Origin of the sequence: Enterococcus sp. ZJ1622 (genome assembly GCF_011038845.1) — a bacterium.
Classification (GTDB): domain Bacteria; phylum Bacillota; class Bacilli; order Lactobacillales; family Enterococcaceae; genus Enterococcus_B.
This window is the reverse complement of the sequence record NZ_JAAKDW010000004.1, coordinates 202,614-228,381: the sequence shown is the minus strand read 5'-3', so window position 1 is coordinate 228,381 and position 25,768 is coordinate 202,614. Positions and strand designations below refer to the sequence as shown.

Sequence of the window (25,768 nt, the reverse complement as noted above, 5' to 3'; positions counted from 1 at the left end):
CACGTAATAGGATAATGGATAGACTGAACAGTAAAGAAGAATTAGTCAATAAATTACGAGCAGAAGCACGGCAACTTAAAGTACATTTAGACAAGTCAATAAAACAAGACGAAAAAGAACTTGACAAAGCAAAAAAAGAGCGAGAAGAAATAAAAAAAGAACTAGAAGTGAATCCGAATGCCCCCCACGAACTAGCAGAAAAAAACGTTATAATTATTAACCTTCAAAGAAACTTAGATGCAAAAAAGGAACTATCAACAAATATACAAAAGGCAATTACCCCCGAAATAGTGCCTACAGTAGAAAGGCAAGAAACCTCTCCTTTGCAAAAACCAGAGCCTTCTGTTGTACAAACCATCATGCCTAATGTAGAAGTTGTAAAAAGTGAGGAACTCCCGAAACCAGATCGATCGGTTGAGATCCCACGTTCTGAAAGCCAGCCAGCCGCAGAAGTTCAGCCGCAGTCTCCAGCACCTGATATGCCGGATAGCGCACCACTACCTGAGACTAGTAAAGAAGATCCAAAATCGAATGCACCTGAGGATAACGCCTCAAAGCCTGGACCTGAAAAAACAGATGAGCCAAAGCCTGGTACTAGTAAAGAAGCCGACAAAATAGCTGAAGAAGCACCGAATGCTCGCATTCCAGAGAACAAGGACCTAAAACCAGCGACGGAAGATCTTCTGAAGGCAGTAAAAGAACTCGCCGCTGTGCGCATGGAGAAGAACAAGGAAGTATTAGCATTCATCCCACAAAAGGTCAAGCATGTGGATCGAATAAAAAACTTGGAAGCTGATAATCAAAAAAATCAAAGCATCTTACAGCTGAAAATCTCTCCTGATACGGATCTCATCAAATTTGCGGAAAAATATCTGTTGACGAAAGACGATATGCCAGAAGGAAAGAAGATCGAAGAATGTCTCAAAGACAAAACGAATAAAGTGAAGGAACAAATTAAAAATACAAAAGAAATCGACAATTCTGATCTAAAAAAAGAAATGCTGCCTCATTCGAAAAAGATGAGGTGGGCGAGACGATTGTTCCATCTATGGCCTCTTGCGATGATCCCGCTGTGTATGGCAGTTGTGATGACTATGCTTCCAGCAGGTTCGATGGTCGTCCTATATGCTACACCTATGATCGCAGCGACCGTTACTGCGGCTGCTCTGACCTACTATGTACCTAAGCTGATCAACTACGCGAGAAAAAAAAGACAGAATCACTTGCAGAAGAAAATAGACAAAGCTGAATTTGACAAAGCGATGTCGCAAACAAGAGAATATTCGGAACCAAGTAAAGAACAATCGGTCGACAAGAACCAAGAAGTTGCGCATACGGAACCTGCCAAAGGAAAGGAAGAGACGACTAAAGAAAAGGATGGGACGACCAAAGAAGAATCGCTCCTATCTAAAGTTAAAGGGATCGATCAAGCTGCGGATCCAGTAGCAAAAGGGCAGAATCTAAGTAGAAAAGAGAAAGTCGCTGCTTTTTTCAAGAAAAACTGGAAGACCCTTGCCATCATTGGCGCCGTTACTATTGGAGTGGCTGCAGGTGGATTATTCTTGTTCCCGGCACTGTTCCCTAGTCTGACAGTCTCAGTTGCAGTGGGCGGATTATTTACAGTCGGTTCACTGGCAGTAGCAGGCGCCGGATTGAGTATTGGTGCACAGCTTTTGGATAAATTCGGTTTGAAGAAAGCGGAAAATCATCTCGCAAAGAAAGAAGAGAAAACTTTTGTCCAGCGCTTGGATCAAAATATAGAGAAAATACAAGAAAATAGCGCTGTATTGAAAGAGGTACCTGTTCAAGTAAATCGTAAGGAACCGTCAAATACAGTGCAGCAAACGAAGGAAGCCGATAGAAACGTAGGAACGCTAGAAAAAAACGCCTCAATACCAAGAACTAGTGAGCTCTCACAATCTGATCGAAATTCCACTCAAACTGAACCAAGCATGAGAAAAGATAGCTTGAGTTCAATTGACTATTCATTGTTTGAACAAGCGAAATCTAGACAAAGTTCACTTATCGACAAAACGACAACTGCAATAGTAGCAGCGGATAAACAGAATGGTAAAGGTATCGATAACAACACTGAGAGAGATGGAAAAAGGACTGAAAAAGGACAGCCAAACAGGAAATCTTCAGAAATAAGCAAAGGAGCAGCAATAGGCTGATAGAAAAACGAACCAAAAAAAAGAATAAAGGAGAATGTTTTGAAAAATTCACGATTCATGGTCATGATTGGCCACTTATTGATAGTCGGGATTTTGTTTTATCTCGGGAATCGAATCGGTTATTTGTTTCTAAGCGAAGAGCTGGCCACTATCGGCACTTCAGAGCGGATCATGGAAGCTATCAGCCAGAGCTTCAGTGAGATTGCAGCATTCGATATCCATCTTGGGTTTGAACGTATGTCAGTCGCTAGTGGTGCCGTTTTAGGTATCGCTTATGTGCTACTCGTTTTATACAAGAAATTCGATACTAAGAATACGAGACCAAATGAAGAATACGGGAGTGCCAGATGGGGTCGCCCAGGAGACATCAGACCTTTCGTCGACAAAAAGAAAGACTTTAACATCTTACTGACGAAAACAGAGAGCTTATCCTTATCCGGACGTATGAAGATCACTCGAAATGATAATTTCAACCGGAACAAAAATATCGTGGTCGTCGGAGGAGCCGGAAGTGGTAAAACTCGATTTTATGTAAAACCAAATCTCATGCAGATGCATTCTTCCTACGTTGTCAGTGATTCGAAAGGTTTGCTGTTGGCAGAAACGGGGAAAATGTTTGAAGAAGCAGGTTATAAGATCAAGATCTTTGACCTGATCAATCGAAAATCCACGGATTATTATAATCCATTCCAATATATCCGGAACGAAGATGATATTTTGAAAATCATCAATAATCTGATCAAGAATACGAATGATCCAGACAAAAAAGGCGGGGACGGCTTCTGGGAAAAGGCGGAAACAGCACTTTTGATGGCGATTTTCAGTTATTTGATACAAGAAGTGGTGGAAGAAGACCGGACATTAGGAAGTGTGATCGAGCTCGTTCGTCTCGCAGATATCGAAGAAGATGTGCCGAATTATGTCAGTCCGCTAGATATTATGTTCAAAGATCTGGAAGAAAAAGATCCAAAGAATTTTGCGGTTGCACAGTACAAGATCTTCAAGCTATCTGCTGGAAAGACCACTAAGAGTATCTTAGTCAGTTTGGGTGTACGGATGTCGCCATTTGATATACCTAGTGTGCAAAAACTTGTTTCAAAAGACACCTTGGCTTTAGATACGATTGGTGATCAGAAAACGATTTTATATATTCTATTGCCGGATACGGACACGAGTTTCAACTTCTTAGCGAGTATGATGTACCAGCAGTTGTTCGACATGCTCGTCCATAAAGCAGACAACTTCTATAAAGGGCGATTGCCCGTCCATGTACGCTGTATTCTGGATGAGTTTGCCAATATCGGACAGATCCCTGATTTTGAGAAAGTCATCTCTGTTGTTCGAAGCCGGGAAATCTCTACAAGCGTTATTTTGCAGAATATCAGTCAGCTGAAAAATCTGTACAAGAATACTTGGGAAACGATCATCGGGACAAGTGACACCTTCTTGTATCTAGGAGGAATGGAACAAAGTACACATGAGTACATCTCAAAACTGCTCGGGAAAGAAACGATCGAACAACGAAACATCAGCGTGACGAAAGGTGCAAGTGGTTCCTTCAATGAAAGCTTCCAAAAACTTGGACGGAATCTGATGGACCCAGACGAAGTCGCCAGTTTGAAAGGACAGGAATGTATCCTGAAGATCCGGGGAGTCCATCCGTTTCTTTCGTCAAAATATGATATCGTCAAACATAAAAATTATAAAAAACTCGGGGATGTCACCGAGAAATATATGTATACAAGAGATTTTTCTGAACAAGAAGAACTGCCGCTTCCGGGACAAGAGGAACTACCTTATGACCCAGAAGAACTGATGCTTTCAGCCTTTGACGAAACGTTATTCGAAGAAGATGGCATGACGGATGAAGGATTTGATTCATATGAAGAGTATCAAGAAGACAAGCCGATAAGTGAAAGTGTCTGAATCATGAAAAATCAGTACGTAGGCTACGACATCTGGCCTGAATTTCTGATAAAAATTGCTACAAGAAGGAAAGTCACTGTTCCTAAAATTTCTGAACTTAGAAATAACTGTACCGAAGTGAGCAGATTAATTCGATATACTGAGAACAAGCTTTAAAAAATAAAAACAAAACAAGAGGAGAATGTGATCAATTATGGATTCAAAATTATTAGAACAGGTATTTAGTTTGGTTTCACGTTTTACATTAGTAGGTGGTGGGCTTTGGCTGATCTGGGGAACGATCATTTTGGCCGGCGCCTTGAAAGATAAGAACGGACCTCAATTACAGCAAGGAATCTGGCAGATCGTAGGTGGTGGACTGATCCTAGCTGCGGCAGGCTGGTTTGCTTCGGCCTTTGATATCAGCTCTTTATTACCATGATGCGTACAGAAACTGGAGGATCGGAGTATAACTTATGAGTAGTGCCATTATGAATCTGTTCCATCAGATCATGGAGTATCTGAATGGCGATGATTTGAAAAATATATTAAGTAGTAACCTGAACTCGTATATGTATGATGCGTACAGACTAGTCACGCAATTGCAGACTCATGTGGTCGGACCGCTAGCGTTGGCGATTTTAGCAATCTTTATTCTTTTGGAATTTCAAAAGATTTCGTTGAAAGTTGAAGGGGCTGGCGGAGCCCCTATGCTTGGATTTGAGATGATTATGAAGTCACTGATTAAATTCGTGCTTTGTTACATAGTGATTTTGCGGATTCAAGACATATTAGATGGGATACTCGCTGTTACCTCCAATCTGACTGCAAGAGTGATCGAGTTAGGAAATGATGAGGTACTTAACGATGTCGCTGCAAGAGTAAGCGCGGCAGTGAATGACTTGTCTTGGTGGGAACAGTTGGTTGTTTTGCTGGTGATGTGTATCATGTTCCTTGTTTCTCTCGTGGTACGAGTGCTGATACAGATCACGATCTATCTGAGGTTTTTGGAACTCTACATTTTTTGTGCGATGGCGCCGATTCCAATGGGGGCATTACCAAGTCAGGAGTTCTCATCGATGTCAAAAAGCTTTTTCAAAAATTTTGCAGCATCCGGGTTACAAGCCACGTTTATCGGATTAGTCATGGTCATCTATCCGCTTTTATTCATCAAGATCATGGATGAAGTCGGTAGCGGTATCTGGGGGATCGTTCTAGGAATCACGATCTACATGCTTGCGATGCTGTTTTCAATCAACAAAACAAAAATGTGGGCAAAAACAATATTGTCTGCATCATAAGGAGGAATTATGGCTGTTGAAGTAAAAGTACCAAAAGATATCAAAGAATACAAAGAGAAAGTGATTGCCGGGATGAACTTGAAGCAGCTGCTTTGTCTTTGTGTGGCTGCAGGAGTAAATATTCTCCTGAGTCTTGTGTTTATCGCTTGGTTGAAAGTACCGATGGAGATCACAAGCTGGCTGATGATCCTGTCTTCTGTACCGATCGTATCATTTGGTTGGTTCAAACGTAACGGATTGACTTTCGAAGTGTATATCAGGCACTTCTTCAAATATCATTTTTCTGCCGGCGTACGAAAGAAACAAACCATCCAAACAAAAGTGGAAGAAACGAATAAAGATATAGGCGGACAAGGAACATGATGAAATTGAGAGCAGCAAGAGAAACGAAAAAATTGAAAAATAAATTGAAGAACAGCGAGCCTAAAACAAAAAAAGGCCCAAAAAAGAAAGAAGCGACTAATCCATTCAGAGATACCTTCTTCTTTAAAGAAATCCATCCAAGCGGTATTTGTCAGATCGATGAATTGACATACTCGATCACAGTCGAATTAGCTGACATCAATTACCAATTGTCCTCAGAAGATAATCAAATCGAAATTTTTTCTCAGTATTGTGACTTTTTGAATTCGCTAAGCAGCAAGACAAAGCTCCAATTGACAGTGTACAAGAAAAAACGACCACTAGCAGATTTACAAAAAGTTCTTTATTACCAAGAAAAAGGCGATTTTTTAGATATGTACCGCGAAGAGATGAACGGCGTGATCTCCAAAAAACTGGACGAAGAAAAGAACGGCTATCGAAAAAGTATCTTATTCACCTTTGTTCAGAAGCACACAAAATTAGCACACGCAGAAAAAGAATTGGAAATGGTCGTCGATCGGTTTTCGATGTTCGCTGGTCGGTTGGGAAGCAAAATAAAAAAAATCGAACAGCAAGAACTATTAACGATCGTATCAGAACTTTTAGCGACAGAAAGTCAGCTAGAAACGAAAGAAGTAGATGATGTACTGCCAGGCACGATCGAATTGAAACAAAACAAGAACTATATGAAAATAGACGATCATTATGCAAAAACGATTTATCTGCAGGAATATCCTTCCGAGTTGGCCGATACATTTATTTATGAACTGATGGAAATACCAAAAGAAATCATCGTCACTTTACATATCGATCCGCTCGATCAAGACGAAGCGTTCGATCTGGTGAAGACAAAGCTGGCATTTATGGAGCAGCAAAAGGTAGATGAACAAAAGAAAGCTTTGCAAAATGGCTACGATTTCGAAATGCTTTCTTATGATTTGTCGTATTCTCTGAACGAAGCGAAAGGTTTAGTGGATGATCTGCAAAATAGAGGGCAAAAACTGTACTCAATGACAGGAACGATCCATTTCCGCGCAGAAACGGAAGAAAAACTAGCGGATGTCCATGATGAGGTGAATTCCGTCGGCCGCAGGTTCGGGTTTAAGATGATCGAACTGGAATTCATGCAGGAACATGGGATGAATGCCACCTTGCCTTTAGGGATAAATGCAGTACCGTTAGATCGCACATTATCCACTGCGAGTACAGCGATCTTCATTCCATTCACGATAGCTGATTTGATCCAGGAAAACGGGAAGTATTATGGTGTGAACGCAATCTCCAAGAATATCCTTTCTTTAGATAGAAAGTTACTGAAAGCACCGAATGGATTTGTATTGGGAACACCTGGTTCCGGGAAAAGTTTCTCTGTCAAAAGAGAGATTGTCAATGTCTTATTGCGTGATGCAGAAGACGAAGTGATCATCATTGATCCGGAACGAGAATATTCTGTACTCGGACAAAATTTCAATGGAGAGATCATCAAAATCTCCAGTGATTCTGCCACTACGATCAACCCGATGGACATAAATGAAAATTACGGGGACGACACCGATCCGGTTGTTTTAAAATCCGAATTTTTGATTTCGCTATTCGACTTGATCATTGGTGGCGCGCTAGGCTTGAGTTCGACACAAAAGACTTTGATTGACCGAGTATGCCGAAGAACCTATGAATCGATGGAGACTGGAGAAATGCCGACTTTTATTGATTTTTATAATATATTAAAGATCCAGGAAGAAGAAGAGGCAAGGCAGTTAGTGATGGATTTAGAGATTTATATTGAAGGTAGCTTGTCTGTCTTTTCTGCTCAAACCAATGTAGACATCACCAAACGGCTTGTGATCTACGATATCAAAGATCTGGGAAAACAGTTAAAAACGATGGGGATGCTGATCGTATTGGATCAGGTATGGAATCGGATCACGGAAAACCGGGAACGAGGCGTCCGTACATGGCTGTATATCGATGAGATGCAGTTATTGTTCACCAATGAGTACTCTGAGAATTATTTCTTTGAATTATGGAGTCGAGCAAGAAAATGGGGAGCCATTCCGACCGGGATCACGCAGAATGTGGAGACATTGCTATTATCTGATTTAGCTCGAAGGATGCTATCCAACAGTGATTTCGTCATGATGCTGAATCAGGCGAAATCGGATAGGACACAGTTAGTGCGATTATTCGACATCTCAGAAGAGCAGGAAAAATATGTCGTCAATTCACCAGAAGGTTATGGACTGATGGTGTTTGGAGATACAACTCTGCCTTTTTACGATCATTTTCCTAAAGACACGCAGCTGTATAAGATGATGTCGACCAAACCTGGTGAGACTTAATAAGGAAATGGGAACAGAAAGGATATATAACAGTGACTGGTTCGGAAAATCCAACAAGAGAAAATGAAATAGATAACGAAACAGGACAAGAAAAAGAAGAGAAAAAAGCTGGTCCTGAGTCCCTCATACTCACATCGAGTGAGAGAAACAAAGAAAATGTGTCAGGAAAGAAAAGCCGTGGTTTAAAAAGAGAAAACAACACCTTAAACAGAAAATCTTCAAGAAGAAAACTTGTACGAAAAAAAAGCTTAAGATATAAACAAACAGTAATACAAGCGGGAAGAAGAAATAGCGTTCAAAAACGTTTGATCATTAGAACAAATCAGAAGAGACGGATAGAGCAATTTTTACGTTCATCAGGGGTTGGAGAGCATAAAACAGCTGTGCGAGATACAAATGGTCGTCCAGATGGGCAGCTCGATCAGCAAAAACAACATCATAATGCCAATCGTCGTAAGAATAAGTATGAAGAACAAGAACAGCGGTCATTTGAAAGAACGGATTCGAAAGCATCCATCAGGCAGCCGGAAAGAAAAATCAGTACTCAAAGTATCAGGCAAAAACAAGACAGACGTCGTTCGCTAAAAAAAGAAGCTGGGCTCAAGTACGAAGGCTATGTCAGTGACGTCAAAAAAAATGCAGTCAACGCGCGAAAAACATCGTCTTCTACGAACACGAATAACTCATTGACACAAACAACCAAGAGCCAGAGACGGAAACACACGTATTCTTCGGCTGGCAAAAACGGACAGAAAACTCAAAATCACAAAAGACAGACGGGCAGAAAAAGTGCGTATGGAACAAGAAACTTCAAGCAAAAGATCGATCGCTCCTTGAAAAAAAACGTCACGCCTAAAAATCGTGTACGGTCCCAGATCAAAGAAATGTTACTTGAAAATGTCGGTAGAGACGGTGAAGGAAACCTGAATTTGATCGGTTTGATCATTGCGCTAGTCATCTTGGTGCCTGTTTTGCTCAAATTGCTGATCATCATTATCATCGTGGCAATCATTATGACAGTTATCGCGGTCGTTATTGCCATTTTTTCTTTTATTGCCAGTCTGTTCGTTATCAAAACTGAAGATATGGCATTTGAACAAGCATATCGATACGTCACCTTCTTGGATGCACAGAAAAATCAAAATGTGTATGAAGGTTATCAGAAATTGGTGAGTGAAGGAGAATACGATGAAGTCTACTTCCATGTGAATGGGGTTCAAGCAGATCCTGAAACCTTCATGTATTCTTCGAACGGAGACAGCTACTTGTATTATTTAAATGCAAAGTTTGAAGACTACGATATCGATGGGATTTCGATCGCGAAATATCGGGAAAGAGTGGCAGCGAAAACCGGTCACTGGATCCCTTGGGCGGCAAGAAGTAGTATTTATGCCGTATTTCCTGATGCCCCTCATCCATTGACTAAAGAACCAATCAAAGTCAATCGTGTACGAGATGAGATCCATGCGATCCATGATATGGTCTACAGTTACAACTTGGAAGTCGAAAGAGACAAAGTGATCGAAACGACGAAAGTGACTATTGATTCGGAAACAGGAGAAGAACACAGGGAAACAACGAGAGAAGTGAAAGATATCGCCACATTGAACATAGAGATCCAGACATTGGGAGAAATGCTAGACGCTGATCCCGAAGTAGAAGTCTATATGAGAAATATGTTTGAAGGAGGCACTCATAATTTTGGTCGCGTTGCGGCATTCGATGATGAAGAAGTCGATAAATATTATCCGATCAGTGATTTGGAACGCTTCGAGAATAAAATCTTCTTACTTAATCCTTTTGGTGCCTCGAATTACGCCAGTGTGATCGAAAATTACGGCTATCGCGGGCGAAACCCGAGTCTCAAACACGAGGATATCGTTTTGGAAGCAGAACCAGGGACACCTGTTTATGCAATGGGTGAAGAGAGGATCGACTACATGTTAGGAATGCCTGGTTCTGAAAATTCTGGTTTACGTACATGGGTCAGTATCAATGAGACCTACTTTTATATTCATTACCGAAATATTGATCTGGCACCTGGCTTACAAGGCAGACGGTTAACAGCAGGCCAATTGATCGGTCATACCCGAGGAGACGGGAATTTGCGGATAGAGATGGAAGAATACCGATTCTGGCACGCAGATCCGCCATTATATCCTGCAGGGTATATCACTAATCTCACTTTCGCTCATGAGACGAATATCGGTTATTTCCAAAGCGGAGGGGGCCTGCGTGGGGAATTGATCAATCCACCTGCATCTGTCACTAAATGGCGAGAGAAAGTAGCTGAAGAGACGGAAAAAAATGGGATCAAAGGCTACGAGAATGCGATTTTATCGATCATATGGGTCGAGTCTGGTGGAAATGAGCAAGCTTTCCCCGATATCATGCAAGCGAGCGAATCACAAGGATTGGCGCCGAATGCGATCAAGACCCCAGAAGAATCGATTGAAGTAGGTGTCAGATATTTTGCGCATCTGCTCAAGAAAGCGCAGGAAAACCAGAAAAGCGAGCGCTCCGCAGTCCAAGCCTATAACTATGGTGAAGCTTATCTGGACAATCTGATCCAAAGCAATGTGGATTATACATTTGATCACAGTAGGGTCTATGCACGAGCAAGAAGCGATGGGAAAACGATCCCTTACAACAATCCAGTAGCTTCGACACTTGGTTATAATTGGCGCTACGCTTACGGAAACATGTTCTACACCCACCTAGTCACTGGAAACATCTTCGTAGATAGTGGACAGATGGTCGAAGTAGCGAAAGAAGAGATCGGCACATTGACTGGGGAGAAATACTGGCGTTGGCTTGGCTTTGAGAACCGTATGGAATGGTCTGCTGCTTTTGTTTCGTGGGTGGCAGATCAAGCAGGGTATATCGACCAAGGTAGAGTGTTAAAAACGGCGAATGTGTTGAATATGATTGACTGGTTCAAAGAAAACGATAAATTCAAAGGGACAAATGAGGATTATCTGCCGCAATCTGGTGACATCATTTTCTTTGACTGGTCCGGAGACAGGACAGGAAAAGATCATGTGGGGATCGTTGAGTATGCAGGAGGCAATGTCGTCCAGGTGATTGAAGGAAATTCAAGTCATCGAGTAAGACGCAGGACTTATGCGCTAGACAATATCTCGATCTCAGGCTATGGCATCCCTTAGGAAATGACTATATTTAAGAAAGGTGTCTGTATGATTAAAAATTTTTTAGAAACAAAAGCAGGTAGAAATATGGCTATCGGCTTAGGGGTCCTTGCTGTTCTTGTCCTAGCGATCGTCGGCTATTCGCTGATGAATCGCGGGACGGATACAGAAAACGCCACGAACGATAGCCAAAGAGAAGAAACCAATCAAAGCAGTGAAACACGTGGACAATACAGCGGCACGCTTTACAGCGGGAAATGGTATTCCAATCGTTCGGATGATATGACGATAGAGTTGGATTCCGACGGGACTTATTGGGCTACTTCCTGGATCGAAAGAGGTAAGTATTATATGACCGGAACAAGCACGATGGTCTTAGAAGACGAAAAAGGGGAGAAGAAAGAGTTCCAATTGCAACAGCGCATGGGCAGCACCATTATGTATCGGAAGGAAGACGATGAAGAGATCTTCTTGTATCCCAATGAAGAGATAAAAGAAAAGATGGAAGCAGAAGACGCAGAGCAAATCGAATCAGCAGAAAATGCAGTGAACCAGATGTGGTCGGATGTTTTGCAAAAAGGAAAATGGGAAGATGTGAATGCACAGCGTACTTTTACGCTCGAATTTAAAGAAAAAGAATATATCCAAACAAAAATCGAAGGAGAGGAGGATAAAAAAGAAGAAGTACGTTATAAATATACGATAAAATCGATCGTGACAGAAAGAGAAGGCGCCACTTTTACATTGAGCCGAGTAGACAGCAATGACAAGCAAGACGAAATCACGTTCAAAATAACGGAAGAAGGATCAAAATATATCTTAGCAGGACGCACAGGTACGTTTATGTGGCATTCTTATTATGAAAAAAAATATGAAGATGTCACATTAACACAAGACGGGACTACCCGAGAAGACGCTCCTCAAAAAACAACTGAAACGACAGATGAGAATGGGAATCGAGTCATTATTACAGAAAGAGATGTGACTGAAAATGATGAATAACGAGAAAGACCCAGAAATACGTCATACGGAAAATGCAATCGAGAAAGCTGTCAAAATGACACCAGCTTTAATTATGACTTTCATCCGAGCAATCCTTTGGGTGGGGAAAAAATCCTATGGTTTATATAATACGAGAAAAAATCGAGGAAAAGAGAAAGAAAAAGAAGGTACTGAAAATAAAGAAGGAGAAACAGTAGCTAGACAAAGGCGCCACTCATCCCCCGACTTAAGAGCAGCACCTGAACGAAGGCGAAGCTCTTTCTCTGATCTAAGAGCAGCAATTAAACAAAGGCGCCACTCTTCTCCCGACCTAAAAGCAACACCTGAACAAAGACGCAGCTCTGCCCTTGGTCTAAGAGCGCTGATTAGCAGATTTGTTAAGACTATCATACCCAGAGATCACCTGACAAGAGAACAAGGCCCAGTGGTCCAAGGAAAATCTCCAGTAGCTGAAAAAGTACAAATCACGCGAAGCAACAAAAGCTTCAAGACAAAAGGGCAAAGAGAAGTTGTAGCAAACCAGGTCACGAAACAGAACAATAGAAAACGTCGGCTCAGCGCAATTAAAACTAATGCAACAGCTAGAGCTGATGCTGCCAATACAGAGCAGAAGAAACTAGTCAATCAACGTGAACATGGTAATACACTTAGTAAAACGACTAACCCTAGACTTAACCCCGGTCTCTCTAGATAATGCGATCTAGAAGACCGTAAAACAAGATACACCAGCCCACATTGGTGAAAATAGTTCAAGCAGATAACCGTAAGAGAGGTGGAAAGGGAATGTCTAAAAAAGAATTGCGAAAAGAAAAAGAACAATTGAATAGTCGATTCAAAAGTGTTTGCAAAGAATGGCACTCGATCAATAAAAAACTGATCGAGGGACAAAAAGAAATACAGAAGGAAGAGATGTCTCTACGAAACCCTACGTACACTCAAGGATTTGAACAAGCATTTCAATCTGGCGATTCTCGAAATAGAACAACGGTTTATAATGCTTCATTGAATCTAATTAAAGATTATCAGAAAAATTTGATCAAGTATGGCAAAGTTTGTCACAAAATGCATGTTCTTGAGCAAAAGATATATGACAAAAGAAGACAAATCAAGGATGAAAGCAGTTATGTAAAAGGCAGTAAAACATTTAAGCAGTTGAATTATAAAGAAGGGTTTGCTTTAAGAGCTTTAACAAACAGCTACAAAAAATTTTATCCTACACAAACAGCGAATGTCATCAAAACGATCAGTGACATTGCTTATGATGCAAGTGTCGATTTAAACCTTTATAATGAACAGCAAATGTTCCAAGAATTAAAATCATTGCTCCCTGAAGGCAGTCAACGTAGACAGAGTCAGATCGACTTAGCAAATACAATAGAGAGCGCAAACAAATCTGCTAGTTCTAAGAATGAAAAAATCGCTGAACCTGTGGCTAGAACCCGCTCTGATGATGTCATAAATCCAGTTAATCGATCATGATGATACGAAGGAGAACAGATAAAAACCCTCGCGATAGTAAAAGATTTTTTACTGTTGCGAGGGTTAATGCTGTTAAAACAACTGCACGATCACGGTCAATAACAAACCCAACACATAACTAGCGTTGAATAAAACCATGTTTTTGATGGAATAACTGAAACTGACAGGCTGCGGCAAAGTCTTCTTGAATCGCTGCAGATTCCCATGGATTTTCGGCAATGTTAGGAATGCCACAAGAATCGGCCATTCATAGATACCGCTTAAAAGCCCCATCAAAAGAACGAAGTAACAAGCGTACATCAATAGCTGGAACAACACCGTGCCAGCTGGTCGTCCGATATAAAAGACCAATGTGTAGCGATGGTTTTCGATATCACGGTCAAGATCCCGCAAGTTGTTTGCCAGCATGATGTTGGCAATCGTGAATACAAGTGGCAAAGATGCTAAAATGATCGCTGATACTGCCCACAGGTTTCCTGCCAGCTGGAATTGGCCAGTTGAAAAATCGATCGTCAAATCATACACTTTTGAGCTGAATGTATTGACGTATACGACCATCGCAAAAATCCCCAGTCCCATCGTAAATCCGCTGAAAATCTCTCCCAAAGGCATCCTCGATAAAGGAATCGGTCCAAAAGTATAGAACACGCCGATGAAGCAACAGACAAACCCCATCAAAAACAATAACCAACCAGTATTCATGGTCAAAATGATCCCGATAACCAGAACGAATAAAATCATTGCTAGAATCATGTTACGTATCAATACAGGTGAGAGGTTCTTGCGTCCAATGATGTTTTCTTCGTATTTGTATACTTCAGAATGTGCTTTCTCATAATCCATGTAATTATTGATTGCTGTCGTTGCCAAATCAAAGATCAGCATCCCGATGAAGAACAAAATGGTATTCAGCCAGTGTATCTCGTGAAAAAAAGCGATAGAGAATAATACCCCTACCGCAAAAGGAAATACACTAGCCACTTTTGTCCGTATCTCTACTACTTCCAAAAAAGTTTTTAGTGTCATGTGTCCAGCTCCTTATTTTAATTCAGACCGATCGCCCATCGTATAATGTGAATCCTCAGATAATTTGAACGAGTCTTTGATCGGGTCAGTCACATAAACTTTATCGTCTTTGGTAACGAAGATCGCTTCGGTCCCGTTGTTCAGTTCGCTTTCGACATATTCCAGTCCTTTTTTCACGCCCATCGAGAAGACTGCTGTCGATAATCCGTCTCCATCGATGGATTTGTCAGTAATGATCGTGACACTTGCGATATCATTATCGAAAGGATAACCGGTTTTTGGATCGAACAGATGATGGTATTTTTTCCCGTCGACTTCCAGGTATCGTTCATAGATTCCAGAAGTAACCAAGGTTTTGTTACGTTCTTTGATCGAACCTAATACAGAACCGCGTGCCATATTCGGATCTTGGATACCGACTGTCCAGTCTTGATCATTGCCTCTTGGGCTGTGGCCTAATACATAGACATTTCCGCCTAGATCGACGATAGCAGTTGTCACACCTTGTTGTTTCAGGACTTTGACGACTTCGTCTGTGATGTAGCCTTTAGCGATTGCACCTAGATCGATGATCATTCCTTTTTCTTTGAGATAAACGGTTTTGTCTTTGTCGTTCAGTTCGATTTTATGATAATCCACGAGTTTCAATGCTTGGTCGATCTCTTCTTGAGAAGGCTTGCGGGCATCATCGAAGCCGATGCGCCATAATTGAGTGATCGCGCCGATTGCCATATCGAAGCCGCCTTGCGAGTCTTGGCTGTATTCGTAAGCGCATTTCACGAGGGAATAGACATCGTCAGAAACTCTTACTGGTTTGATCCCGGCTTGTGCGTTGACCTCATCGATCTCAGAGCCCGACTGATTGATGGTGATCTTGTCGCCCAACTCTTTTACTCGGTCAAATGCCGGTTTCAGAGCTGATTCTTTCCCTTCATCGTAGACTCGGATCCGGACATATGTCCCAAGCAGAAACTGTTCATCTGAATAGGGATCTTTCAGAACCTTGGCTGATGAGGTGCTTTCGGCTGTGGATTTTTTCGATGAATCATTGCATCCGGCCAACATCAGGAAGCATAGGATCAAAGCGAAAGGAACGAATAATTTTTTACGCATATGTTTCCTCATTTCATTGTCGTGATGAAAGAGGGCAGGGCAATCGCCACTAATGACTAATCGCCCCACCCTCCAGCTTTTCACTTTATTTTACTTGTATTATTCTGTCACGATGTTGTCGACTTCGATTGTTTGTGTGTCGCCTTTTTCAGCAGCATTCACTAATTGTTGTGCATATGTGATGAATGAATGTGAGCTGTGAGTCGCACCTGTGACTACTTCAACGTCAGCTGGTGAACCGTCTTCTTCACCCATTGCTTTGACGAATTCGTCATTCAAAGTAGGGATGTAAGTTTTTGGCTCTGTGCCGCTTTTTGCTTTCATGTTTTTGTTGTAGTCAGCGTCATCTTGTTTTGATTTGCCGTCTTTGTCGACATAGTCAAAGTTCGATTCTGTGACTTTTCCACCAGCTACAGTCATTTCGAATTGTACACGGTAGCCGTTAGAGTAGTTCTTTTCTTCTAATTTGTATGTGCCGTCTTTCAAGTCAGCGCCATTGTCGATTTCGATCGTATCTGTATTTCCAGCTTGTGCTGCTTGGATCAATTGTTGTGCATAGTTTTGGAAGCTTTCAGATGAATGAGTTGCGCCTGTTACGACTTCTACACCGCTTGCGCTTTGTGCTTTGACGAATTCGTCATTAAGAGCAGGGATGTATTTCTCTGGGTTTGTGCCAGATTTTGCTTCCATGTTTTTGTTATATTCAGCGTCTTTTGTTTTAGATTCGCCATTTTCATTGATATTGTCATAGTTTGATTCAGTGATCTTGCCGTCTTTTACGACCATTTCGAACACTGCGCGGTAGCCGTTAGAATAATTTTTTTCTTCTAATTTATATGTGCCGTCTTGCAAGTCTCCACCAGCCACAACTTTTGCAGATGATTCTGTCGTGCTTTTTGCAGTTGATGATTGTGCTGTTGAAGAAGCAGAGGATGAACTATTTGAACTTCCGTTATCGTCTGCGCCGCAAGCGCCTAATACTAGAGCTGAAAATGCCAGTACGGCAAATCCAGTGACAAAACGATTTTTTTTCATTTTTTACCCCACCATTTCCTTTTTTAGTCCACAATTTGTTTTGTGATTCATTATACATTCTAATTATTTTAGACTATAAGTCAACTATTTTTAAAAAATATCTCCCGTGAAATATAAATCGTTTTCTTTCTGTAAATTTCGTGAAAAAAACGCTTTAAAACAAATTTCCAAAAATATCCAAAAGGAGTTAGACAAAAGAACAGAACATATATATAATGTATAAAGATTGTGTAATAAGTATCAAACTATAAAAGTTATCATATATTTCATATAAGATAGTTTAAATAAGGAGCGGATGATCAATGACAAAGCAAAATATTGTCGTTGTAGGTGCAGGATATGCCGGCGTTTCAGCAACGAAATTCCTGGCAAAGAAATTAAAAAAAGAAGACGTAACAATCACTTTGATTGACCGCCATTCTTATCACACTATGATGACAGAGTTGCACGAAGTAGCAGGCGGACGTGTGGAACCAGAAGCGATCCAATATGACCTGCAGCACTTGTTTGCCCGTCAGAAAAACGTACAGTTAGTGACAGACACAGTAACCGGCATCGATAAAGAGAAAAAAATCGTCAAGACAAAATTAGGCGCTTATCCATTCGATCAGTTGATTCTAGGGATGGGCGGCGAACCGAATGATTTTGGCACACCGGGCGTTAAAGCGCATGGGTTCACGCTTTGGTCATTTGAAGATTCAGTCAGAATCCGCGAACATATCGAAAAAACAGTGGCGAAAGCAGCACTTGAACCAAACGATGAATTGCGTAAAGCAATGCTGACATTTGTCGTCTGTGGCTCTGGCTTCACTGGGATCGAGATGATCGGGGAACTGATCGACTGGAAAAACCGTTTGGCAAAAGACTACAAACTGGATCCAAACGAGATCACATTGATGGTCGTAGAGGCTATGCCGACGATCCTGAACATGCTGGACCGAAATGATGCCGCAAAAGCAGAGCGTTATCTACGTAAACACCATGTGGAACTGTTGTTGAATGCACCGATCGTGGAAGTAGCAGCAGATCATATCAAGTTGAAAGACGGACGTCAGATCCCGACACATACATTGATCTGGACAGCAGGTGTCAAAGGAACTTCAGATGCCGCTGATTTCGGACTTGAAGCCGCACGCGGACAACGTTTAGTCGCAAATGAATACATGCAGGCAAAAGGATACGAAGACAAGAACATCTATATCGTTGGTGATCTGGTGTTCTACGAAGAATTCCCGAATACACCGACCCCGCAGATCGTTCAAGCAGCAGAACAAACTGGGCATACAGCGGCAGCAAATATCGTTGCTTCAATCAAAGGTGGAGAAAAACACAAGTTCAAAGGGAATTATCAAGGATTCATGGTTTCAATCGGCGCTAAATGGGGTGTCGCGAACTTATTCGATAAGATCCACTTGAGCGGATTTTTAGCCATTGTAATGAAACATATCGTGAATTTGAAATACTTCTTTGATATCCGTTCCGGTTATTATATGTTCCAGTATCTGATGCATGAATTCTTCCATATCAAAGACGACCGCAACGTGACACGCGGACATTCTTCCCGTTATGGCAATGTGCTGTGGAGTGTACCGCTCCGCGTCTTTTACGGACTGGTCTGGTTCGTGGAAGCTTCGAAGAAAATCATCGGAAATGGCGAAGTGTTCAAACCAGGTACTTGGTTTGGTGAAGGCTCATGGTTCACTGGAAACAGCGTGTTCCCTTGGACTTGGGAGTACAATGTCGCAGATGTCGCAAGTGGTGCTTCTGCAGCTGGTGATGCAACGACTGCGGCAAGCGGTGCAGGTGCAAGTACTGGCGAAGCGGCAACACAAGCTGCACATTTTGGCTTGAGCTATGCGTATGGGGAAGAACCAATGGCCGTCATCGAAAAATCGCCGGACTGGTTTACGAAGATGATGCAAGTGATCATGCCGAATAATGACGTGGCAATGTTCTTCCAGAAATTCATGGTATTCTTTGAGATTGCCTTGGCTTTAGCGCTGATCGCTGGTTTGTTTACTTGGTTGTGCAGTGCGACAACGATCGTACTGGTCATTACATTCTGTTTGTCAGGGATGTTTTATTGGGTGAATATCTGGTTCATCTTCGTTGCCCTAGCATTGATGAATGGTTCAGGTCGAGCTGTTGGTTTGGACCGCTGGGTGATCCCTTGGCTGCAACGGACATTAGGAAACTGGTGGTACGGCAAGCCAAAAGCCCAGTATGGGAAAAATAAATAGCCAAGAGCAGATGGAAAAAGTGAGTGGAATGTAAACTTTCAATAGAGAGGAGGCTGGGGCAGAAGTCACAGCTTCCTTTTTATATAAAAAGAACGGAATAAGTGGTCGGGAGTTATTACAACATCATACATGGTGTTCAAAAGCTTGTATCTGCGGCACTAAGTCCGCTCAGATGAAAAATATGAGGAGCTATTTTCTGTCCAGTGCGCTTATTACTCAAAGCAGAACGCAGTTGTCACAACCTCTTGTTTTTATGCTAAAATTAGGTCAGTTATCCTTGAGAATGGAGGTCGATCATGGATCTGAAAGAGTTTGCCAAAAAAAGCCTGCTTAAACCTTGGGACATTGTGATCATCGTTCTTTTGATCGTGCTTTCTTTTTTGCCGATCGTGATTTTTGGACTCCAGCAAGCCGATGCCGCTCCTGATAGAGAAGCTGTGCTTCGCGTGGACGGCACGGAAATCAAAACATTTCCGTTAGTTTCTGGTAAGGAAAGCTACACGTATACCTATAAAGATTCTCACGGCGATTACAATCTGATCGAGGTCGATGGCGACCGGATTCGGATCAAAGAAGCAGATTGCGATGACCAGATCTGCGTTCGCAGAGGCTGGGCAGCCAAGAACGGGGAGACGATCGTTTGTCTGCCACATAAATTAGTGATCGAAGTCCGATCAACAGACGGGAGTGACGAAGACAGTCTGATTTATTAGACGCCCACATCATGAGCAAATTACAAAAAATGATCTATATTTCGCTGCTCGTCGCACAAGGTGTGATTATCGGTTTGATCGAGAACATGATCCCCTATCCGTTTTCTTTTGCACCGGGGGCAAAATTGGGCTTAGCCAATCTGATCACGATCGTTGCGATCTTTACGATGAAAAAACGCGACAGCTTCCTGCTGATCTGGCTACGCTTGTTTTTGACCACACTGTTAGGCGGGACGATCTCCACCTTTCTATATAGTATGAGCGGCACGCTGCTCAGTTATTTTGGGATGCTTCTGGTCAAACGTCTAGGACCAAAAAGAGTGAGTATCATCGGGATCAGTGCAACTGGCGGCTTCATGCATAACGTCGGACAGCTTTTGATGGCTTCATTTATCGCAGAGTCCTGGACAGTCATGCTTTACCTTCCTATCTTGTCGTTTTTAGGGATCTTGTCTGGTATTGCGATCGGTGTTGCGGCCAATTATCTGTTGCAGCATGTGCAGACCATTCAGAGATTCCAAAAAGATTACGAGAAAGAGACGAAACAAAAATGGAGTCCCACTTTTTTGAAAAAATAATCGCTATATAAGGAGTTTTTTTATGAAGCTACACCCAATGTGGGAGAATTATCCCGCTTTAAGCAAAGAATTGACCGAAACATTGAAACGAATGGAAGAAACTGTCCGCTTGAAGAACAAACCGGTGGAACAAGCAATCAAAGAGACGATCCATGCTGGCGGAAAATTACTGCGTCCGGCTTACCAATTGCTGTTTTCCCAATTCGGTCCCGAACAAGATCGTGACAAAGCGATCGCATTAGCTGCTTCCATTGAAATGCTCCATACGGCGACTTTGATCCATGATGATATCGTAGACGAAGCTGATTTGCGTCGTGGACAACCCAATATCCGCAGTCAGTTCGGCAATGTCGTTTCGGTGTATGCGGGGGATTATTTATTCGTCTGCTGTTTCAAACTACTTTCTGATTATTCGACCTCTTTGAAAAGTCTGCAGCTGAACTCCCGCAGTATGGAAAAGGTGTTGAATGGCGAGTTGGGACAGATGGATGATCGTTATAATTACGAGTTGTCTGTGAAAGAATACTTGCAGAATATTTCAGGAAAAACAGCTGAGTTATTCCAGCTAAGTTGCTCTGTGGGTGCTTATGAGAGCGGGACGACCGAGCGATTTGCAAAGAGAGCTGGTGAAATCGGGTTATCGATCGGGATGGCTTTTCAGATCATTGATGATATTCTGGATTATACGAAAAACAGTGGAGACATCGGTAAACCGGTACTGGAAGACATGCGGCAAGGGGTCTATTCTTTGCCTTTGATCTATGCACTGCAAGACAATAAGCATCTATTGCTGCCTCATCTAGAGAAAAAAGGCGAGATGACCGAACAAGATGTGGAAGAAGTCCGGCGCATCGTCAAAGAAGCAGGCGGTGTGAAAGAAGCAAGGGAGTTGGCTACTTCCTACACAGAAAAAGCACTGAAAGAAATCATGAAATTACCAGACACAGCGCTTCGAACGAAAGAGAATCTCTTTTCTCTCACCCGATTGATCTTGGAGCGAAATGATTGAGCCAGTGCAATACTTTTTGCTTTTGGATAGAAGAAGGTACATGTGGATGGGCCTCGACAATAATACAGCTAGCAGCTTCGAGGTGCTGGCTGTATTTTTTTACATAGTTTTGGGAAACGAACGATCGTATCGCATATTTTGCATAAAAAACAGTGACATGTAGTAACATAATAGAAGAAAAGGTTACCCAGAAAAAACAAAAAGGAGGAAAAAAGATGAGTCATCTAGAGATGCTGATCGATAGTTTAGAACGGGCATATGAACGATTCGAGCGTTTATTCGAAGGGGTGTCGATCGAGGAAGCGAACCGTTTCCCTGTAGCAGAAACAGCCCCTCAGATCAAGTCCATGACTTGGTTGGCTTGGCATACAGCGCGTGAATTAGACTTCCAGATCGCTGATTTGGCAGAGACGACACCGATTTGGCACAGCCAAGAATGGGAGAAAAGATTTCCGATGACAGTAGCAGATGACGAGCAGGATTGGAGACACACGCTGGAAGAAGCGCAAAAAATACAAGCAGATCGTGTAGAAGATCTGCTTGGTTATCTGCGGTCCGCTACGGACACTACGATCGATTATTTAAGAAAACTCGAACCTGCCAGACTTGATGAAGTGATCGATGAAAGCTGGACCCCTGCTGTCACACGAGGCATGCGACTGGTTTCTATTATCGACGATGCCGCCATGCACTCAGGACAGGTGATCTATGCTAGACGTTTGCTGGGATTGAGAGACTAATTTATCGACATCAAAAAAAGCAGAAGCTTGAGACAGTGCAAATCTCAAGCTTCTGCTTTTTTATTTTCAATTCACAGGCATATATGGTCTGTAGATCAGGTCCTGCCACGGAGCGGATTTCCTTCCGTTGTATGAAACAGCAACAATTTTGACTGGGTATATCCCATGGGAACGGACTTGATCTGTTGTCAATTCTGGTTTTGTTGGTGTGTCGATCAGAATGTCCCATAAATAAAATTCATAATGACTGATTCCAGATCCAACATCTACTGGAGGATCCCAAGTAAATGTCGTACTTCTCGGGTTGAAAACGTATTGTACATTTATCGGCTCGGATGGACGGTAGTCAGGTGCGGCATATTGGATGAATAGACCACTAAACTGAATCGGTGAACTTGGATCAGTAGACCAGCCCAGATTATTTGTCCCAGCAGCGTGCCAAGTCACCGCTTGTCCGTCGTAGGTCCCTGGATGAAAGAATTCTATATTAGGTATTTGTCCATTTTGGTCTCGAATCAAGAGCGGAGTAGGAGTGTTGACCACTGTATCGGTCTGACTCGTCAATTGATTTGTCGCATTGACAGACCGAAGTTTAGGCAAAGATCCAAGTGTCTCGATACTGGAGATGTTATTTCTCATGAAAAACAGTCTCTCTAAATTTGTTAGTTTAGCTAAGGGTTCGATAGTAGAAATTCCATTAAAGGAGAGTGCTAACGTATCTAAGCGCTCGAATTCGGCTATTTTATTCATTATTTGTAGTTGATTCGCGTTGATTTGGGACTCAAAATCATTTGCTCCTAATTCCAGCAACCTCAGATTTGGAAAATCCAAGTGTTCATCTATTCCTCGGATCCGATTTTCTGCACCATACATCTCTTCCAGTCGCGTATGATTGATCAATGGTGATAGATCAGTGATTTGGCATGAATTGAATTCGAACATTCTAAGATTATTTGTTGTATAAAGCTCTGCTAAAGAAGTGATTTGGTTTCTTGAGATCCACAAATTCTGGATAGAAGGTAACGCTTCAATACCTCTTAAAGAAGTTAGTCGATTCTCGTTAATAGATAATTGCTCTAATACCGGCATGTGCGTCAAAGAAGTCAAGGTCGTGATCCGATTGGTGTTCGCACCGATCGTGGTCAATTTAGTCAACCCATTTAAAGGTGAAAGATCGGAGACCATATTTTGGTTAAACCGTATGTCTTCGATATTTTTGGCATACTCCATCCCTGATAAATCAGCAATCCCTTGGTTCGATACATCTAAAGTGATCAGACTTTCCATATGTTTATCGGTGATAGGTTCATTTTCGTGCAATTCAAATCGTTCTTTTAAGTAATTTTCTAAGTTTTTATCTCTGATCTGTATGACTTTTTGGTCTTCAGGATCAACTGAATGCATCGAAAAAGAAGAGGTAGGAGCAGACATTTCCATTGTCAAGAAGTCTTTTTCTTTCTCCACTTCTTTTTGAACAACTGGAGCTGGATGGTTTTGTTCGGCTGCTGAGACAGAATGAATAGGGAGTAAGGTATGGCACAATAAAGTAGCAGATAATAAGTATACTGTTTTTTCTTCATTTGTTTTCTCCAAATCTTATTTTTTTGTAATCGATTACACCCTAAGCGTATATCGTAGGGTTTTAATAAGCAAGATTATTAAAGTGTTCTGGCCTTCCACATATTTCTGCAACAGGAAAAAAGTGTTCCAGCCCCCTTGGGAAAATCTGCTATCGTGTTATTAGGTGAGCGATTGGTCATCACAACACTAGCTGCATGACGTATCTGTTATATCATACGCAGCAAAGAGAGGAGGAGATATCCTGATCAAGAAGCATAAGAAAAAGATGATTGCTTTTTTTATCGTATTGCTAGGAAGTGCAGCAGGCGGCTTCTGGTACTTCAACGCTCGCTCGGTACCGGAAGTAGTCATGAATCTAGAAGGTGACGCATCATTTGTCAAAGACATGTCGGAAGAAGAACTGATGAGATTCATGCAGGACAAAGCAGACAAAGATTATGTACGTCTGAAGATCGATACGAATATGCGGTTTGATTCAGCAGAAGATCCAGGTTCGGTGAATATCCAGAACCCGCCAAGCAATGAATACGCGATCGAAGTGACGACATATATCGAAGGAGAAGACAAGCAGATCTATTCTTCCGGAGTCATCGAACCGAAGCAGTATGTGTCAGAAGGCAAGCTGTTGAGAAAAATCGCTGCGGGCACCTATAAGACACTAAGTACTGTAGAGTTTCTAGATGCTGAAAAAAATGTCGTCGGAACATCTTCTGTCGTCGGTGAGTTAACAGTTGCCAGTTGACTGTAACTATAAATCAAATTCTAACTATATGGAGGAAAACAAATGAAGCAAACAACGAAAGTCGCACTATCCGCGTTAACGATCCTGAGCAGTCTGTCGATCGCTCAAAGTGTCCAAGCTTATTCATGGGTCGGAGGCGAAGCAGATCCGAATACCGTTTATGATTCTGTCCAAAAACAAGACAGTGCAACGATCCCGGCAGAAGGGACATTCAAAGAATGGGACCCGACAAACCCAGGGCCTGGACCAGAGCCGACTGATCCAGTGGAGTGGATCGACGTGTCGATCCCGACCAAAGTATTGTTCGGACAAACCGATGCGACAGAAGGCCAGATCGTCGCACCAATCTATAAGATACAGAACAATTCGGTGAAAGGCGTCAAAGTATCAGTCGGGAATTTCGTAAAAGGCCAAGATGCAGACAAAGTACCGGAGCTGGTCCTGAACATGACTGGACTCAGTAACAACACCTCTATCCCATTAGTCAATCCGACGACTACACCGCAATTCCCTAGAGAATTAGTGACGCTGCAGAATCAAAATGATGTGACAGAATTTTCTTTCTCAGGGAATGTCGGTGCGAATTTCCAATTCGGCGAAGCAATCTCTCCACAATATGAGCTCGTCTTGCGATTCGAAGCAGTCGGGGTATAAGCAATGAAAAAAGCAGTTTTAGGGTTGCTTTTCTTTCTAACGAGTATTGTTTGTTTGATCCCGATCGATTCGGCACAAGCTGCCAAGGAAACATCTATCCCGGCTAGCGGATTGTTCTACTCAGAAGATGGTACCGGAAGTACAACAGACCCGAGTACCGATCCGGGAACAGGTTCGAGTACAGGTCCAAGCACAGGCACAGGCAGCTCGAGTACCGAAACAGGTTCTGGCACAGGGACTGGTTCTGGTAGTTCGGGTAGCGGTTCTGGGGCGAATGGTTCCAAGGATCGGCAGAACCTGCCCCAGACCAATTCAGTCATGGCGAATCCATGGCTTGCAGGGACGGGGCTTTTGCTGACAGCTGGAGCGATTGTCCTGCTTTACCGAAACCGATCATTGGGAACAAAAAAATAAGCGATACGAAACAATGGCTGAACACCTGAGCTGCATACGTTGCGCCGATTTTTTCTGCCAATCAAGTACAAAAAGCACATAGAACGACGATTTTACCAAGATGATACTGATCTGATAGGACTGCCGTTTTTGTACTTGATTCGGCTAGTGTAATAGGAGAGAAAGGCTTATGAGACAGCAAGTGGAGTAGCTCAGGAAGACATTGATTGAA

At 42.2% G+C, this 25,768-nt stretch carries 22 protein-coding genes; 18 read left to right on the top strand and 4 right to left on the bottom strand.

The window, feature by feature from the left end:
* The first annotated feature begins 14 nt into the window (after positions 1–14).
* From G7Y42_RS05580 to G7Y42_RS05535, 10 genes are all read left to right on the top strand, one after another.
* Entirely contained in the window at positions 15–2,174 is a 2,160-nt protein-coding gene (locus G7Y42_RS05580; RefSeq protein ID WP_165004972.1) for a hypothetical protein, read from the top strand.
* Positions 2,175–2,237: 63 nt separating this feature from the next.
* Positions 2,238–4,100: a VirD4-like conjugal transfer protein, CD1115 family gene (locus G7Y42_RS05575; RefSeq protein ID WP_241161917.1), complete on the top strand. Its 1,863-nt coding sequence runs from the start codon at positions 2,238–2,240 to the stop codon at positions 4,098–4,100.
* Positions 4,101–4,293: 193 nt separating this feature from the next.
* Complete coding sequence (locus G7Y42_RS05570) at positions 4,294–4,521, top strand: hypothetical protein (protein WP_165004974.1); 228 nt, start codon at positions 4,294–4,296, stop codon at positions 4,519–4,521.
* Positions 4,522–4,555: 34 nt separating this feature from the next.
* The gene (locus G7Y42_RS05565) at positions 4,556–5,380 is read left to right on the top strand and encodes a hypothetical protein (RefSeq protein WP_165004976.1); all 825 of its coding nucleotides are present in this window, start codon (positions 4,556–4,558) and stop codon (positions 5,378–5,380) included.
* A 9-nt stretch (positions 5,381–5,389) separates the two neighbouring features.
* Positions 5,390–5,743, top strand: coding sequence for a PrgI family protein (locus G7Y42_RS05560; protein WP_165004977.1), 354 nt, complete (start codon positions 5,390–5,392; stop codon positions 5,741–5,743).
* The gene (locus G7Y42_RS05555; protein ID WP_165004979.1) at positions 5,740–8,082 is read left to right on the top strand and encodes a VirB4-like conjugal transfer ATPase, CD1110 family; all 2,343 of its coding nucleotides are present in this window, start codon (positions 5,740–5,742) and stop codon (positions 8,080–8,082) included. Before G7Y42_RS05560 ends, G7Y42_RS05555 begins: the two co-directional genes overlap by 4 nt.
* 383 nt (positions 8,083–8,465) lie before the next feature.
* Entirely contained in the window at positions 8,466–11,249 is a 2,784-nt protein-coding gene (locus tag G7Y42_RS05550; RefSeq protein WP_241161915.1) for a lysozyme family protein, read from the top strand.
* A gap of 30 nt (positions 11,250–11,279) precedes the next feature.
* Positions 11,280–12,233 carry a hypothetical protein gene (locus G7Y42_RS05545; protein ID WP_165004981.1) on the top strand — a complete coding sequence of 318 codons (954 nt, stop codon included), beginning with the start codon at positions 11,280–11,282 and terminating at the stop codon, positions 12,231–12,233.
* The gene (locus G7Y42_RS05540) at positions 12,223–12,927 is read left to right on the top strand and encodes a hypothetical protein (RefSeq protein WP_165037835.1); all 705 of its coding nucleotides are present in this window, start codon (positions 12,223–12,225) and stop codon (positions 12,925–12,927) included. The genes G7Y42_RS05545 and G7Y42_RS05540 overlap by 11 nt, the downstream gene beginning before the upstream one ends.
* An 89-nt stretch (positions 12,928–13,016) precedes the next feature.
* Positions 13,017–13,712: a hypothetical protein gene (locus G7Y42_RS05535; protein WP_206215446.1), complete on the top strand. Its 696-nt coding sequence runs from the start codon at positions 13,017–13,019 to the stop codon at positions 13,710–13,712.
* A 72-nt stretch (positions 13,713–13,784) separates the two neighbouring features.
* Here G7Y42_RS05535 and menA read toward each other — a convergent pair whose 3' ends face one another.
* From menA to pplA, 3 genes are all read right to left on the bottom strand, one after another.
* Positions 13,785–14,738, bottom strand: a complete 954-nt coding sequence (menA, locus tag G7Y42_RS05530; protein ID WP_165004986.1) for a 1,4-dihydroxy-2-naphthoate polyprenyltransferase — start codon at positions 14,736–14,738, stop codon at positions 13,785–13,787.
* A 12-nt stretch (positions 14,739–14,750) separates the two neighbouring features.
* Positions 14,751–15,851, bottom strand: a complete 1,101-nt coding sequence (locus tag G7Y42_RS05525; RefSeq protein ID WP_165004988.1) for an FAD:protein FMN transferase — start codon at positions 15,849–15,851, stop codon at positions 14,751–14,753.
* A gap of 99 nt (positions 15,852–15,950) precedes the next feature.
* Positions 15,951–16,886: an extracellular electron transfer flavoprotein PplA gene (gene pplA, locus G7Y42_RS05520; RefSeq protein WP_165004991.1), complete on the bottom strand. Its 936-nt coding sequence runs from the start codon at positions 16,884–16,886 to the stop codon at positions 15,951–15,953.
* A 302-nt stretch (positions 16,887–17,188) separates the two neighbouring features.
* On the opposite strand from pplA, the gene G7Y42_RS05515 reads away from it, so the two are divergent.
* From G7Y42_RS05515 to G7Y42_RS05495, 5 genes are all read left to right on the top strand, one after another.
* The gene (locus G7Y42_RS05515; RefSeq protein WP_165004992.1) at positions 17,189–19,126 is read left to right on the top strand and encodes an NAD(P)/FAD-dependent oxidoreductase; all 1,938 of its coding nucleotides are present in this window, start codon (positions 17,189–17,191) and stop codon (positions 19,124–19,126) included.
* Between the two features lie 296 nt (positions 19,127–19,422).
* Positions 19,423–19,839 (top strand): NusG domain II-containing protein, encoded by a 417-nt coding sequence (locus tag G7Y42_RS05510; protein WP_165004995.1) that lies wholly within the window; start codon positions 19,423–19,425, stop codon positions 19,837–19,839.
* Between the two features lie 11 nt (positions 19,840–19,850).
* Positions 19,851–20,417 (top strand): Gx transporter family protein, encoded by a 567-nt coding sequence (locus tag G7Y42_RS05505; protein WP_165004997.1) that lies wholly within the window; start codon positions 19,851–19,853, stop codon positions 20,415–20,417.
* Between the two features lie 22 nt (positions 20,418–20,439).
* Positions 20,440–21,426 carry a polyprenyl synthetase family protein gene (locus tag G7Y42_RS05500; RefSeq protein ID WP_165004999.1) on the top strand — a complete coding sequence of 329 codons (987 nt, stop codon included), beginning with the start codon at positions 20,440–20,442 and terminating at the stop codon, positions 21,424–21,426.
* Positions 21,427–21,641: 215 nt separating this feature from the next.
* Positions 21,642–22,166, top strand: coding sequence for a DUF664 domain-containing protein (locus G7Y42_RS05495; protein WP_165005001.1), 525 nt, complete (start codon positions 21,642–21,644; stop codon positions 22,164–22,166).
* A gap of 66 nt (positions 22,167–22,232) precedes the next feature.
* Here G7Y42_RS05495 and G7Y42_RS14980 read toward each other — a convergent pair whose 3' ends face one another.
* Entirely contained in the window at positions 22,233–23,759 is a 1,527-nt protein-coding gene (locus tag G7Y42_RS14980; protein ID WP_241161914.1) for a leucine-rich repeat domain-containing protein, read from the bottom strand.
* 253 nt (positions 23,760–24,012) lie between these two features.
* On the opposite strand from G7Y42_RS14980, the gene G7Y42_RS05485 reads away from it, so the two are divergent.
* The 3 genes from G7Y42_RS05485 to G7Y42_RS05475 are packed head-to-tail and all read left to right on the top strand — an operon-like array spanning position 24,013 to position 25,557.
* Positions 24,013–24,489, top strand: a complete 477-nt coding sequence (locus tag G7Y42_RS05485) for a hypothetical protein (protein WP_241161913.1) — start codon at positions 24,013–24,015, stop codon at positions 24,487–24,489.
* 42 nt (positions 24,490–24,531) lie between these two features.
* Entirely contained in the window at positions 24,532–25,143 is a 612-nt protein-coding gene (locus G7Y42_RS05480) for a hypothetical protein (protein WP_165005004.1), read from the top strand.
* Between the two features lie 3 nt (positions 25,144–25,146).
* Positions 25,147–25,557, top strand: a complete 411-nt coding sequence (locus tag G7Y42_RS05475) for an LPXTG cell wall anchor domain-containing protein (protein ID WP_165005006.1) — start codon at positions 25,147–25,149, stop codon at positions 25,555–25,557.
* The last annotated feature ends 211 nt before the right edge of the window (positions 25,558–25,768 follow it).